This window comes from Terriglobus albidus, from assembly GCF_008000815.1.
Classification (GTDB): Bacteria; Acidobacteriota; Terriglobia; order Terriglobales; family Acidobacteriaceae; genus Terriglobus; species Terriglobus albidus_A.
Window position 1 is genome coordinate 1,614,881 of the sequence record NZ_CP042806.1, and the last position, 13,516, is coordinate 1,628,396.

The window sequence follows — 13,516 nt, forward strand, 5'->3', positions numbered from 1 at the left end:
CATACAGAAGCCGCGGCTTCTCATAGAGAGGCTGCGGCAGGCTGACGAACTTCGCGAACGCAGTCTGAGCACACACGCGGAGCGAGCTGTTCTGGTCGCGGTGGAGTTTACCGGCGAGCGGCGGCAGGTTCCGTACGTGGCTGCGCGGGCGCGCGCCTCTGCAGCTATTGATGCTGCAGCGACCGGCGTTCCCGTAGAACCTGCCGTGCCTGTGGCTGACCTCGACTTTGAGGCCGCGCTCGAGGAGTTCCGTGAGCTGGCGCGTTCGGCCGGAGCGGAGATCGCCTCGGTCATGATCCAGCGGCGGCAGAAGCCCGACCCTGCGTTGCTGGTGGGTCAGGGCAAGGCGGAAGAGATTGTCGCCATGGCCGAGAGCACGGGCGCCGAGCTGGTGCTGTTTGACCACGACCTCTCTCCCTCGCAGCTTCGCAATCTTGAAAAGCTGTTGCCGTGCCGCGTGATCGACCGCACGCAGCTTATCCTCGACATCTTTGCGCGTCATGCGCGGACCCGTGAGGGCCAGTTGCAGGTAGAGCTGGCGCAGCTTGAGTATCAGCTGCCACGGTTGGCCGGACGAGGCAAGGCGATGAGCCAGCTTGGCGGCGGCATCGGAACCCGTGGCCCCGGTGAAACCAAACTCGAAACCGACCGTCGGCGCATCCGTGTCCGCATCGACCATGTAAAAGGACAACTCGAACAGGTGCGGCGCATCCGCCGCCAGCAGCGGCAGCGGCGTGAAGGTGTTCCCGTGCCGGTGGTGGCGCTGGTGGGCTATACGAATGCGGGGAAGAGCACGTTGTTCAATGCGCTGACAGAGGCGGGCGTGCTGGAGTCGAGCCGCATGTTCGCAACGCTCGACCCGAAGCTGCGTCAGCTTGCGCTGCCTTCACGGCGCAAGGTGTTGCTCAGCGATACGGTCGGTTTTATCCGCAATCTGCCGCACACGCTGGTCACCAGCTTCCGCGCCACGCTGGAAGAAGTGGAGCGCGCAGAGATTCTGCTGCACGTGCGCGATGCTTCGTCGCCGATGCTGGATGAGCAGAAGACGCAGGTGGAGAAGGTGCTGGGGGAGCTCGATGCCGGGCGCAAGCCGGTGATTGAGGTGATGAACAAGGCCGATCTGTTAGATGAGGCGCAGCGGAATGACCTCTGGCATCACGCGGGTAAAGGCGATCTGGTCACGGTGAGCGCGAAGACGGGCGAGGGCCTGGAGCGGTTGATCACGCTGATCGATGAACGCATCGGCGGCGAAGGCGCGGCTGATCCTACGGAGACGGCCGAGTTCCGCATCCCCCAGAAGCAGGGCGCGGCGCTGGCGGCGATTGAGGCTGGGGCGTTTATTGAGAAGAAGCGGTTCGAGGGGAATCTGGTTTATCTGAGGGCACGGGGCCCGGCGAGTCTGCTGGGGCGGTATCGGCGGTTTCAGTTGGAGCCGGCGTCGTAGGACGGCAGAAAATGTAGTTTTGTTTGTCATCCTGAGCGAATGCGAAGGACCCGCTTTACGCGACGCCGCCCTCAACCGATGGGTTGAGAAGCAGATTTCTCCGCTTCGCTACGAAATGACAAAGAAGATGTGGCGCGGGATGGAGTGCTTCGGCATGGATAAGATTGCCCTCATAGAAGCCGCTGATGCATTTGTACGGGAAGCACTACGGCTCGAACTTCGCTCAGATACCCATCTTCTCCCAAAAATAGGTGCCATGTTGAGCGTTTAAATGACCAGGCCGCCTCAAAGAGGGGGAGCGGAGAGTGTCCCCGGCGAGGCGGCCTGATTGACCCTGAATTGGGTCCAGGTGGTGACTTAAAGGGTACTCCGGTTCTCTATTGCGTCAAGTACTTTTCGGGGATATTTCAGGGATGTCAAATTGTGCGAATAGCGACTTGCTAGTTCTTTTATCGCACGAATGCACATTGACATGCCCCAAAATGCCTTGTTACAAATAAGATGTCGAAGGGAAGAAAAGAAAGCCTCTTTCGCTGCCCTGAAGATCCGTTCCCGCGGTTACGGCAGCTTTCCAGACAAGCCATTTCATGAATGAGATCCTAGCTACACTTAGCGAACTTGTGCTCGGCTCCGTGCCGACGATTGTGTTGTTTACGCTCGTGGTGATCGCCTATAGCGTACTGGTGCGCCGTCCTCTGGAGAAGACGCTGTCCGAGCGCCGCGCGCGTACTTCCGGCGCCATGGAGCAGGCTAAGTCGGCTGTAGCCTCCGCTGAAAGCAAGACGTCGGAGTATGAAGAGCGGTTGCGCATTGCGCGTGCCGAGATCTTCGAAGCCCGTCAGAAGCGTGTGCAGCAGTTCAACGCCGAGCGTGAGGCCATTCTGGCCGAAGCGCGCGAGCAGGCGCAGACGCGTGTCACCGCAGCCCGCCAACAGGTAGAGCAGAGCCTCACTGAGGCGAAGAAGCAGATTGAGGTGGCCAGCGAGCAGCTTTCGGCTCAGGTCCTGAAGGCCATTTTGCCAGCGGAAGTTCTGGCTGGAGGCGCGCAGTGAAGTTGAAGAAGATTTTGTTTGCGGCGATGCTCGCCGGTGTTCTTGCTGCGCCCTCGCCGCTGACCTTTGCGCAGGAAGCTGCCCCCGCCCCCGCCGCCAAGCAGGATAAGCCGGAGCTGACGGCTCCCGAAGAGCTGAAGTCTGAGAAGAAGGAAGAAGATTCTAACGAAGCCTTCCTGAAGAGCCCGATGGTCGTGAAGATCGGTCATGCCTTGGGCATGCAGCCGGACACCGCCGCCACCGCCTTCCAGGTGCTTAACTTTGCGATCCTCGCGATTGCCGTTCTCTACGGCCTGATGAAGTCGCTACCCAAGGCCTTCCGTAATCGCTCCGCCATTATCGGCAAGCAGATCAACGACGCCCGTTCGGCGACTGAGGCTGCCAACGCCCGTATGTCCGCCGTCGAGGCTCGCCTGGCGAAGCTGGATGGTGAGATCTCCGCGCTGAAGTCACAGGCCGCTGCCGATGCCGCCGCCGAAGAGGCACGTATGAAGGCGCAGCTCGAGGACGAGAAGAACAAGATTGTTACTGCTGCCGAGCAGGAGGTTGCCGCAGCCAGCGCCCATGCGCAGCGCGCCATCAAAGAGTACGCAGCCGAGCTGGCGATCTCGCAGGCAGCACAGAAGCTGCAAGTTTCGGCTGAGACTGACCGCCTGTTGATCCGCAGCTTTGCGGAGCGTCTGGGCGGGAACGGAGGCCAGAACTAATGGCGGATGTCACTCTTCGTTACGCGCAGGCTTTTGCGGATGTGGTGGCTGCAGCGCAGCTCGACCGCGAGCAGGTCCGCCAACAGCTCGATGACTTTGCCGGCACGCTGGCCGGCAGCCGTGAGCTTCGTGAGCTCCTGGAGAATCCGTCGATCGATCAGGCCACCAAGGTGAAGGTGCTGGACGCGGTGGGTGGGAAGATCGGCTTCAGTAAGCAGGTACGGAACTTCCTGGCGGTGTTGACCGCGCACGACCGCATGGAGATGCTGGGCGACGTGTTGGATCAGTACAATGCCATCGCTGACAGACAAGCTGGAATTTCGGAAGCTGAGATCATCAGCGCCCATCCTTTGACCGGCGAGGATAAGGCGTTGCTGGAGCAGAAGGCCGGAGCCCTGGCCGGTGGCAAGGTGCGCGCCAGCTATAAGCAGGACGCCTCGCTGCTGGGTGGAGCGATTATCAGGATTGGATCGACGCTGTATGACGGCTCGGTCAAGGCGCAGTTGGCCCAGTTGAAACAAAAGCTGGTCAACGCGTAAGCCGCGGCGGAAACGCACAAGACACACCGCGACAAACATCAGTATCAAGGGATTGAAGAGGAAACGACGGAATGGCTCAGATCAAAGCAGATGAGATAACCGAACTTCTGCGGCAGCAGATTGAGAACTACGAGCAGCGTGTACAGGTCGACGAGGTCGGCACGGTGATCTCGCTCGGCGACGGTATCGCCCGTATCCATGGCCTGGACAAGGTAATGGCCGGCGAGCTGCTCGAGTTCCCCAAGGGTATTGCGGGTCTGGCCATGAACCTGGACGAGGGCCAGGTCGGCGCCGTGGTTCTGGGCGATTACACCCAGATCAGCGAAGGCGACCAGGTCAAGCGCACGGGCACGATTATGTCGGTGCCGGTAGGTGAGGCGATGGTGGGCCGCGTGGTCAACGCGCTCGGCCAGCCGATCGACGACAAGGGACCGATCAACACGCCGCACTCGCTGCCTATCGAGCGTATCGCTCCGGGTGTCATCGACCGTCAGTCGGTGACCGAGCCGATGGCGACCGGTATCAAGGCCATCGACTCGATGATTCCGATCGGCCGTGGACAGCGTGAGTTGCTCATCGGCGACCGCCAGACCGGTAAGACAGCCGTTGCTCTGGACACCATCATCAACTCGGCGAAGAACGACCTGATCTGCATCTACTGCGCGATCGGTCAGAAGCGTTCGTCGGTAGCCCAGGTCGTACAGACTCTGGAAGAGAAGGGCGCGATGGCCTATACCGTCGTCGTCGCCGCGACGGCCTCCGAGCCGGCGCCTATGTCGTACCTGGCGCCGTACACCGCGACCGCAATCGGTGAGTACTTCCGCGACAACGGCAAGCACGCGCTGGTGATCTATGACGATCTGTCGAAGCACGCCGTGGCCTACCGCGAGATCTCGCTACTGCTGCGCCGTCCTCCGGGCCGTGAAGCTTACCCCGGCGACGTCTTCTATCTGCACTCGCGTCTGCTGGAGCGTTCGGCCAAGATGAGCAAGGAGAAGGGCGGCGGTTCGCTGACGGCTCTTCCGATCATCGAGACCCAGGCCGGCGACGTTGCGGCGTACATTCCGACCAACGTTATCTCGATCACCGACGGCCAGATCTTTCTCGAGACCGATCTGTTCAACTCGGGTATCCGCCCGGCCGTGAACGTAGGTCTGTCGGTAAGCCGTGTAGGATTCGCTGCCGCCATCAAGGCGACCAAGCAGGTGGGTTCGACGCTGAAGCTTGATCTGGCACAGTATCGTGAGCTCGCGGCCTTCGCGCAGTTCGGTTCGGATCTCGATCCGGCCACGCAGCGCCAGCTCGCCCGCGGCCAGCGCCTGACCGAGCTGCTGAAGCAGCCGCAGTTCCAGCCGCTGCCGGTGGAGAACCAGGTTGCGATTCTGTTCGCCGGTACCCAGGGTCTGCTGGACGATGTCGAAGTGAAGCAACTCCGCGCGTTTGAGGACGGTCTGTTCCCCTTCCTCGAGGCCAACGGCAATGGCGTGCTGAACGATATCGCCACCAAGAAGCAGCTCGATGACGAGGTCAAGAAGAAGCTGACCGAAGCCATCACCGAGTACAAGAAGAACTTCCTCGCGGAGCGTAAGCCGAAGGAGGTTGCGGCCGCCAAGGCCTAACCGACTATGCCAAGCGTTCTCGATCTACGACGCCGTATCCGCAGCGTGAAAAACACGCGGCAGATCACCAAGGCGATGAAGATGGTTTCGGCGGCCAAGCTGCGCCGTGCGCAGGAGGCTGCGCTGCAGGCGCGTCCTTACGCGCAGATGATTACGGCTGTGCTGGAGTCGCTGCAGCGCCGCGCCGATATCTTCGATCACACAACCGGCGAAGCGCTTCATCCGCTGCTGGTGCAGCGCGAGGAGAAGAATGTCCTCGTCGTGGTGGTTGCGGGTGACAAAGGCTTTGCCGGAGCGTTCAACTCCAACATAGTGCGCGCCGCGTCGACCTTCGTACGCGAGCGCGAGAGCCGTGGCCAGAATGTGGATGTGGAGCCGGTGGGCCGCAAGGCGAAAGATGCCTTCCGTCGCCTGTTCTCCCAGGCCGTGTATGAGCGCAAGACGGAGAAGTACGACAACGATCTCTCTGAGCACCACGAGATCATTCGGCACCGTGCGCAGCGGGTGGAATTGACCGGTGAGCATGAGCTGATGCTGGCTCGCCTGGACTTCAACAAGGTGCATGCCATGGTGCGCGATATCGTCGCCCGTTTCGAACGGGCCGAGATCGACTCCGTGTATGTGGTCTTCAATGAGTTCAAGAGCGTGATCGCGCAGCGTGTGGTGGTTGAGAAGCTGTTGCCGATCGCCAAGCTGGGAGCTCCGGAGATTACTGCGTCGGAAGAGATGACGACGGAGCAGAAGGAAGCCGCGGGACATGCTGCACGCTCGGCCGGTGTCAGCACGCTGGAGCCCGAGGAGACCGTGATCGAGCGCGAGGCCAAGAAGTTCGGCACCGCCGATGTGGACTACATCTTCGATCAGAGCCCGGCACGCATCTTCAAGCACCTGATGCCGAAGTACATTGAGACCCAGATCCTGCACGCGATGCTGGAGTCGGCGGCTGCCGAGCATGCCGCGCGTATGACAGCGATGGATAACGCCACGAGCAATGCGGGCGACATGATTGACGCGTTGAGCTTGACGATGAACCGCGCACGCCAGGCGGCCATCACGAAGGAACTGATCGAGATTGTGAGCGGCGCGGCCGCTCTGTAAAAGAGAAGGATTTATGGCAGAGAACATTGGACACGTAGTTTCCATCAGCGGCCCGGCCGTTGACGTGCAGTTCGAAGAGTCGAATATGCCGCCTATCTATCAGGCGCTGCGTATCACCAGCGAGGGCTTCACGACGCCCCATCCCATCGACGTTATCGTCGAGGTGCAGCAGCACCTGGGCGAGGGCCGTGTGCGTACCGTCGCCATGACGGCGACCGAAGGTATGGTTCGCGGCATGAAGGCGCAGGACACCGGCGGCCCCATCACCGTTCCCGTGGGACGCGAGACCCTGGGCCGCGTGCTCAACGTTTTGGGTCAGCCCGTGGACGAACTTGGACCGGTTCAGGCGAAGACCTTCAGGTCGATTCACCGCCTGGCCCCGAGCTTCGAGGAGCAGTCGACCTCGGAAGAGATGTTCGAGACCGGCATCAAGGTCGTCGACCTGATCCAGCCCTTCTTGAAGGGCGGTAAGATCGGTCTGTTCGGCGGCGCCGGTGTAGGCAAGACGGTTCTGATTCAGGAGTTGATCAACAACGTCGCCATGAAGCACGGCGGCTTCTCGGTCTTCGCCGGCGTCGGCGAGCGTACCCGTGAAGGCAACGACCTCTGGCACGAGTTCCAGGAGTCGGGCGTTATCGATCCCCACGACTGGACCAAGTCCAAAGCCTCACTCATCTATGGCCAGATGACCGAGCCGCCGGGCGCGCGTCTGCGCGTGGCGCTGACCGGTCTGACCATCGCGGAACACTTCCGTGATGAGGAAGGCGCGGACACGCTGCTATTCATCGACAACATCTTCCGCTTCACGCAGGCTGGTTCCGAGGTATCCACGCTGCTGGGCCGTATGCCTTCGGCCGTAGGCTACCAGCCGAACCTGGCGACCGAGATGGGTCAGCTGCAGGAGCGTATTACCTCGACCAAGAAGGGTTCGGTTACGTCGGTACAGGCTGTGTACGTTCCGGCGGACGATCTTACCGATCCGGCTCCGGCGACGACCTTTGCTCACCTTGACGCCACCACCGTGCTCTCGCGTGCACTGACGGAAATCGGTATCTATCCGGCCGTCGATCCGCTGGCTTCGAACTCGCGCATCCTGATTCCGCGCGTGGTCGGCGACGAGCACTACCGTGTGGCCCAGGCCGTGAAGGGAATTCTGCAGCGCTATAAGGATCTGCAGGACATCATCGCGATTCTCGGCATCGACGAGCTTTCGGAAGAGGACAAGATTACCGTCGCCCGTGCACGTAAGGTGCAGCGCTTCCTGTCGCAGCCCTTCCACGTGGCCGAGATCTTCACCGGCAACCCGGGCAAGTACGTCAAGGTTGCCGACACGGTCCGCTCCTTCAAGGAGATCATTGAAGGCAAGCACGACAGCATTCCGGAGCAGGCCTTCTACATGAAGGGCTCGATCGAGGAAGTGCTCGAAGCCGCGGAGAAGATGAAGAAGTAAGCCATGGCCGAGACAACACACAATACGGGACTTCTCTCGGTGCGGCTGGTCACGCCGCAGCGCGTGGTGGTCGACACCACGGCTGAGGCGGTGGAGCTGCCGTCGATGTCCGGCTACCTGGAGACGCTGTACGGCGCCTCTCCGCTGCTGGCCGAGCTGGGCGCCGGCGAGGTTCGCCTGCACGGCGGCGCTTCGGGCAACGAGAAGTTCTTCGTAGCCTGGGGCTTTGCCGAGGTGCTGCCGGAGCGTGTGACCATCCTGGCCGAACAGGCAATGCGCCCAAGCGAGATCAACGTCGAGCAGGCAAAGGCAGAGCTTCTGCAAGGCGAGAAGGACTGGGCCAATGCCGGCGACGAAGCGCAGGCGTATGACGATGCCAATGCGGAGATCCGCGTAGCCGAGGAGAAGATTGCTTCGGCTGAGGGCAAGGCCGCTCACTAACTTTTATGTAGATACAAAGCAAAGGCGCGGACTTCGGTCCGCGCCTTTAGCTTCGAATCGGTGAGTTTATTGTGTCGCAGATGTGAGCATCGGATTTGGACTTAGAATTCCAGTCAGTGACTATCAAACGATTGATCGGCCTGCTTTGCTTAGTCTGCCTTTTGGTTCTGTTTGTCGCTGTCCACTCTTTCTTTGCTGATCGTGAATCAGTTGTCAAAGAGATCGTTTCTCCGGATGGGAAAAGCATTGCGGTGATTCGTAGGATTCAGCGATCTCAATGGGGGAGTGAGCCGGATGTCGTTGAAGTTGCGATAGGTCGTCGTCACTGGCTCAAGACAGTGGTTGCCCGGCTCCCTTACGAGAGTCACTTAGAAGATTTCAATGTGAGTTGGCTTGATCCGGCGAAGATCGCGGTTCTGTATCCGACGGATGCCACGAGCAGGCGATATAAGACGGTATCGCCTGCCACAGGAGAGGCGGCGGGTATTGCGCCGATCGGCTTTGTACATACCGCTACCTGGATCGATGATGCGGAAAGCGGAGTTTCTGAAGTGCTCTCTTCTCTCGATTCTGTTCACCAAGTCACAGTGAAGGTGGAGCCGGAATCGGGCTCCGGTGACAAGAAAAGGTTGAAGGTGTGGCTGCAAGATAGTCAAAGTCAGGCTCTCAGAGCCGACACGGCTATTGCTGTGTACGACGAAGCGATGTGCAGCGCTTCCTTCCTCTATGGCGTAAGGTGGAGGTCGGCGGTCTTACTCGATCTCTACATTCCTGGTTGCGATTGGGCAGAGTCAGGGAAGAAGGTAGAGTCGACTATGGTCGGAAATATCCTGGTTCGGCGTCGTATGAGTGATGGTTCCTCGGATGAATGATGGGGGATCTCGGCCTCAGCTAGTTTTCTGAAGGAAGCTCGATGTGGTCGATGACGAATGTGTCGATCACCGCCTCGGTGGGCCGCAGTTTCAGTCCGAGCTGATCTCGCAATGCTTCTTCCATAGAGACCTCTCGCGGGTCTCTTTGTGCTTCCGGAGTTGTCTCCGTGGCCTGATCTGCGGAGGGATGCCAGTTCCATACTAGTGCGAAGTCGATCTTCTCCTTCACGCCGGTTTCATCCACGATGGGGCGATCGAAGGGCGTCGGTGGCAGCCCCGGTAAGTCGGCGGCAAGGTATGCCATGGTAGAGTCGCGAATACCCCACTCGGCCAATCTGGGGGAGAGCACTATTGCTGTTTCTCCGCCGCACCAGAACGGGTATTCAGGCGTTCCGTTGATAGGTTTTTCGGATGTAGCATGCGCCGGCGATCCGTCGGGCGCGGCAGGAACGTTGCATGAAGGGCCGGCGGTGTGCAAGCGGAGATAGGGGCCAAACCTGCCTTCTTTAACGAAGCCAAGGGCAAATACGGGAAGGCGCTTCGGTTCGAAATGGACTGCCAGTTTGAATCTTTCAGCCAGCAGCGACTGCATCATCAGGCGATATTGATCCTTTGTAGGATCGCCCTGTGCTCGCGCCTTGATCACGAAGCGTTGATTGGTCACCCATTTCGGCAGGGTGGCCATGAGCGCGTCTTTTTGCGAGGGAGTAAGAAATAGTTTGTAAGCAAAATAGATATATCGCTCAACTGTGGCGTCAGCGGTAAACAGGCCTCCCGTAGGGGTGAAGTTGACTTGAGGGCCGATCGGTACGTTGGAAGGTGATGGTGCATCAGGACTGCTGGGTTTGATCGACGCGACCTCGAAGCTGGCTTTGCCGCCCGCTTCGATCTGCCATGCGGGAGGCCTAGGCGCTGATTGTGCGGACAAGGGAAGGGTGAGTGCTCCACTGAGCAACAGGCAGGCATATCGTAATTGCTTCGCGTAAGACCAGATCAAGTCTGCGTGCCCTTTTGTTACCGAAGATCGAAGCTGGTGCCGTCGTGCGGGTGCACTATGAAGACGGCATGACTGCCGGATGTGTTCGTTTTTTTTATGACGTTCCTGGCTGGGTGATGTCACCAGCGCAGTCCGATGGGGATTCAGACATGGGCCACCTGGGCAGAGAAGCAGATTTCTCGCTCCCTTCGGTCCCTACGAAATGACAAACAAAAAAGAAGTTCGAGCTTTGCTCGAATGCCCATGTCCCAGAATCGGGAAACCACCCCAACGAAGCAAAGTTCGTTCGGGACCCGGGGCACCGGGTGTCTGGGCTGGAATCAGTTCACTCGAATTGGTTGAGATCGGTGTCGGGAGCGGGATAGCCCAGGGTGCGGCACATGGAGACGATCTGGCCTTTGTGATGGAAGGCGTGGGTCAAGACGTGATGAAGGATCAGCGCCGGGGTGCGGATGGCCGTGTCTCCGTCCGGGAAATGCAGCGTTGTATCTGTGTTGAGTTGCTCGTCCGTCAGGCCTGACAGGTAGGCAAGCGTGTTTGCGCCGACGCGGCTCTGCAGGAGTCTGGCATCGGAGATGGTAGGCCAGTTGGCAGCATCCTCATCCTTGAAGCGGGCTGCCTGAAGGGTGTGGATCCAGAAAGCTTCACAGTTAAAGATATGAATGACCTGCGCGCGAAGTGTTGGGAGACCGAAGCCCGGAAGTGCTCTCACGTACTCTTCTTCGGGGATCGTCGAGAGATGATCGAGTACAAGACTGAGGCTGGAATACGTCCAGGTATGTAGCTTGCGGGTTCCTGTGAGCGTGAACAGAAGGAGCCTCCTTGCGGTTCGGATTTATTGTAAGTGGGGTCTTGGGGGACCCGCGACGTAATGGTTGATCATGCAACACGGTTCGTGGAAGCCCGCCGTTTCAAGTCGTTAGTGCAACGAAGGTAGAGACGACGGCAGTAGGTTCGTTTTTGTATGCCCCTCAGGGCGCGACAGTCGAGCATTTAATTCGTGTTGCGCGAGGAGCATCCCGCGTGGCTTTCTGCCATGCCGAACTGCGAGGGCCAAACCACCGCGAGGGTGCAACCAAGACCGGCGGAGGTAATCGTCATCGATCACATTGAGAAACCTTCGGAGAACTAGCGCGCGGAGAGGCTCGGTATCAATCCAGATCTCCTCCGAGACTGGGAAGCTAGTCCCGTATCGTTTGTCCTCCTACGGCAATGACACACTTCCGGGTACTCTTACGGATTCTGGAGGGAATTTCCCTTTTGCTTTTGCACATCTGCACTGCTCAGAAGATTTCTGGCCTTCCTCCGCTGCTTCTCCACAAACGTATTCACCACTTGTGCAGCGAGTTTTGCTGAATTCCACCCCCCATTGCCATTCTCCCAGAGAACCGCAACTACGATATCGGGATTACGACGAGGAGTCATTCCGACAAACCATGAATTGGGGACAGTCCTTTTCCCCCCGCCGGATCTCGCCAACGCCAAGTGGCTCATCACTTGAGCGGTACCGGTTTTACCAATAAAGTCAATCCCCTCTAGATGCGCTGTCGCGGCGGTACCTGTATTGAGTGTTTCGGCCATGGCATCAGTAATGATCTGCCAGTTCTCGGGTTGGAGCGGGACTTGTTTGTCCCCACTTCCCGGGTAGATGTCATAAATCGCTTTTTGATATTGAGCGGGGAGTTGACCGTCGAGAAGCACATGAGGACGTCTCAAACTACCACCAGAAGCTATACCGCTTAGTGCGCGAGCTAATTGGACCGGTGACGCCTGGACGGCTCCTTGCCCAATGCCGACTGATATCACCTCACCGGCGTACCATTTGTCATGAAAGTTCTTGAGCTTCCAGGCTGTCGACGGCATTGTGCCACTCACCTCGTCCGGCAAGTCGATTCCAGTCTTCTGCCCTATTCCAAGGGAAGCCGCATACTTAGCGATTGTGTCAATTTGCAGACGTTCCGCCAGAGTGTAGTAGAAAGTGTCGCAACTTAGAGGAATGGCATTGTGAATGTTCACTGCCCCATGATGCAGGTCACATCCAAAAAAGTGCCCGAAAAACGTTCCGCCGCCAGAACAATTAACGTGCATATCCTGGGCTACCCCTTCTTCGAGACCGGCGTATGACATGATGATTTTGAAAGTCGAACCTGGAGCCAATTGAGCTTGAATGGCCTTGTTCATCATCGGATGATCAGGATCCTTCAGGATTTGGTTCCAATATTCTTTCGACAAGCGAACGGCGAATTGATTTGGATCATAGGTTGGCCGCGAAACCATCGCTAAAACTTCACCTGTGTGCGGATCAATCGCGACCATTGCGCCGCTCTTACCTTCCATCGCTTTCTCTGCAGCGACTTGCAAATCCAGATCAACAGCCAAGCGCAAATCTTGTCCGGGAACTGGATCCTGCTGTCCCAATTGGCCTACCTCATGACCGCGACTGTCTACAATCACATCTCGTGCTCCGTCTGTACCGCGGAGGACCGCATCATAAGTCGCTTCTACTCCGGACTTCCCGACAACGTCGCCAGCCTGATAAAACGCATACTTTTCTCTATTGAGATCGTTTTCACTGATCTCGCCGACATAGCCAATCAGATGGGCTGCAAAGCCTCCTTTGGGATACAAACGACGCTGTTCATCCAGCGTTTCCAATTCTGGCAGCTCGTTACGATGAGCTTCGATGAAGGCAATTTCATCCGGAGAGATGTCTTGCTTGAGTGGAATCGGCTGGTATTTGGGAGCAAATTGATACTTGCGCACGACACTTTCAATCTGCTCGACCGTCATATGCAATCCCTGAGCAATCATTGGGAGTTCTATGCTCCAATCCCTTGCTGGTTCGCGCAGTAGATAGCACGAGACGGAGGCATAATTGTCGACCAATAAGCGCCCTTCGCGATCGAATATTTTGCCACGCGGGGCCATAATCGGGACCTTACGAACACGATTCTGCTCGGCCTGGGTGCGGTACCCTTCGGCGTTAACTACCTGTAGACGCCAGAGTCCCCCCGCCAGAATCACCAATAGCGCCACAACAAAATACTGCGCCATGTTCAATTTCAGCGGAGAAACCTTCTCTTCCTTTGTCGCAACCTTTTCCTCGATCATTCCTTCCCGCCCACGTCGCCCTAAAGTCACTGCTCTTGTTGAGGTAATTGACATCGCTACGCGCGTAGTCGATGGCCGATGGGGTAATCAGTCGGATCGTTCCAGTCGACACACCTATATTGCGAGCGTTCTGGCCTCATGCTTGCTGCAGAGCAAATCGACACCAATCGCTTGGTGCGTGGAAAC

12 protein-coding genes are annotated in these 13,516 nt (G+C 58.4%); 9 read left to right on the forward strand and 3 right to left on the reverse strand.

What is annotated here, in order from left to right:
* Positions 1 to 31: 31 nt before the first annotated feature.
* The 9 genes from hflX (at position 32) to FTW19_RS06505 (ending at position 9,222) form a co-directional block, all read left to right on the forward strand.
* A complete protein-coding gene (hflX, locus tag FTW19_RS06465) occupies positions 32 to 1,444 on the forward strand; it encodes a GTPase HflX (protein WP_147650509.1) in 1,413 nt (470 codons plus the stop codon).
* Between the two features lie 587 nt (positions 1,445 to 2,031).
* The gene (locus FTW19_RS06470; protein WP_147646859.1) at positions 2,032 to 2,496 is read left to right on the forward strand and encodes an ATP synthase F0 subunit B; all 465 of its coding nucleotides are present in this window, start codon (positions 2,032 to 2,034) and stop codon (positions 2,494 to 2,496) included.
* Positions 2,493 to 3,203, forward strand: a complete 711-nt coding sequence (locus FTW19_RS06475; protein ID WP_246153610.1) for an ATP synthase F0 subunit B — start codon at positions 2,493 to 2,495, stop codon at positions 3,201 to 3,203. The genes FTW19_RS06470 and FTW19_RS06475 overlap by 4 nt, the downstream gene beginning before the upstream one ends.
* Positions 3,203 to 3,742 (forward strand): ATP synthase F1 subunit delta, encoded by a 540-nt coding sequence (gene atpH, locus FTW19_RS06480; RefSeq protein ID WP_147646860.1) that lies wholly within the window; start codon positions 3,203 to 3,205, stop codon positions 3,740 to 3,742. The genes FTW19_RS06475 and atpH overlap by 1 nt, the downstream gene beginning before the upstream one ends.
* A gap of 71 nt (positions 3,743 to 3,813) precedes the next feature.
* Positions 3,814 to 5,361 carry a F0F1 ATP synthase subunit alpha gene (gene atpA / locus FTW19_RS06485; RefSeq protein WP_147646861.1) on the forward strand — a complete coding sequence of 516 codons (1,548 nt, stop codon included), beginning with the start codon at positions 3,814 to 3,816 and terminating at the stop codon, positions 5,359 to 5,361.
* A 6-nt stretch (positions 5,362 to 5,367) separates the two neighbouring features.
* Positions 5,368 to 6,459: a F0F1 ATP synthase subunit gamma gene (locus FTW19_RS06490; protein WP_147646862.1), complete on the forward strand. Its 1,092-nt coding sequence runs from the start codon at positions 5,368 to 5,370 to the stop codon at positions 6,457 to 6,459.
* A 13-nt stretch (positions 6,460 to 6,472) separates the two neighbouring features.
* A complete protein-coding gene (gene atpD, locus FTW19_RS06495) occupies positions 6,473 to 7,909 on the forward strand; it encodes a F0F1 ATP synthase subunit beta (protein WP_147646863.1) in 1,437 nt (478 codons plus the stop codon).
* Between the two features lie 3 nt (positions 7,910 to 7,912).
* Positions 7,913 to 8,350: an ATP synthase F1 subunit epsilon gene (atpC, locus tag FTW19_RS06500; protein WP_147646864.1), complete on the forward strand. Its 438-nt coding sequence runs from the start codon at positions 7,913 to 7,915 to the stop codon at positions 8,348 to 8,350.
* A gap of 116 nt (positions 8,351 to 8,466) precedes the next feature.
* Positions 8,467 to 9,222: a hypothetical protein gene (locus tag FTW19_RS06505; protein WP_147646865.1), complete on the forward strand. Its 756-nt coding sequence runs from the start codon at positions 8,467 to 8,469 to the stop codon at positions 9,220 to 9,222.
* Between the two features lie 19 nt (positions 9,223 to 9,241).
* On the opposite strand, the gene FTW19_RS06510 is transcribed toward FTW19_RS06505, so the two are convergent.
* The 3 genes from FTW19_RS06510 to mrdA form a co-directional block, all read right to left on the reverse strand.
* Positions 9,242 to 10,342 carry a TIGR03435 family protein gene (locus FTW19_RS06510; protein WP_246153611.1) on the reverse strand — a complete coding sequence of 367 codons (1,101 nt, stop codon included), beginning with the start codon at positions 10,340 to 10,342 and terminating at the stop codon, positions 9,242 to 9,244.
* A 202-nt stretch (positions 10,343 to 10,544) separates the two neighbouring features.
* On the reverse strand, positions 10,545 to 11,054 hold the full coding sequence (locus tag FTW19_RS06515; protein ID WP_147646867.1) for a DinB family protein: 510 nt from the start codon (positions 11,052 to 11,054) through the stop codon (positions 10,545 to 10,547).
* A 398-nt stretch (positions 11,055 to 11,452) separates the two neighbouring features.
* Positions 11,453 to 13,330, reverse strand: a complete 1,878-nt coding sequence (gene mrdA, locus FTW19_RS06520) for a penicillin-binding protein 2 (protein WP_147646868.1) — start codon at positions 13,328 to 13,330, stop codon at positions 11,453 to 11,455.
* Positions 13,331 to 13,516 lie beyond the last annotated feature (186 nt).

Excerpts from the sequence above, each read along its gene's own strand:
- FTW19_RS06470 (WP_147646859.1), top strand. The coding sequence starts at position 2,032 with ATGAATGAGATCCTAGCTACACTTAGCGAACTTGTGCTCGGCTCCGTG.
- atpD (WP_147646863.1), top strand. The coding sequence starts at position 6,473 with ATGGCAGAGAACATTGGACACGTAGTTTCCATCAGCGGCCCGGCCGTT.
- FTW19_RS06490 (WP_147646862.1), top strand. The coding sequence starts at position 5,368 with ATGCCAAGCGTTCTCGATCTACGACGCCGTATCCGCAGCGTGAAAAAC.
- atpH (WP_147646860.1), top strand. The coding sequence starts at position 3,203 with ATGGCGGATGTCACTCTTCGTTACGCGCAGGCTTTTGCGGATGTGGTG.
- atpC (WP_147646864.1), top strand. The coding sequence starts at position 7,913 with ATGGCCGAGACAACACACAATACGGGACTTCTCTCGGTGCGGCTGGTC.
- atpA (WP_147646861.1), top strand. The coding sequence starts at position 3,814 with ATGGCTCAGATCAAAGCAGATGAGATAACCGAACTTCTGCGGCAGCAG.
- mrdA (WP_147646868.1), bottom strand. The coding sequence starts at position 13,330 with ATGATCGAGGAAAAGGTTGCGACAAAGGAAGAGAAGGTTTCTCCGCTG.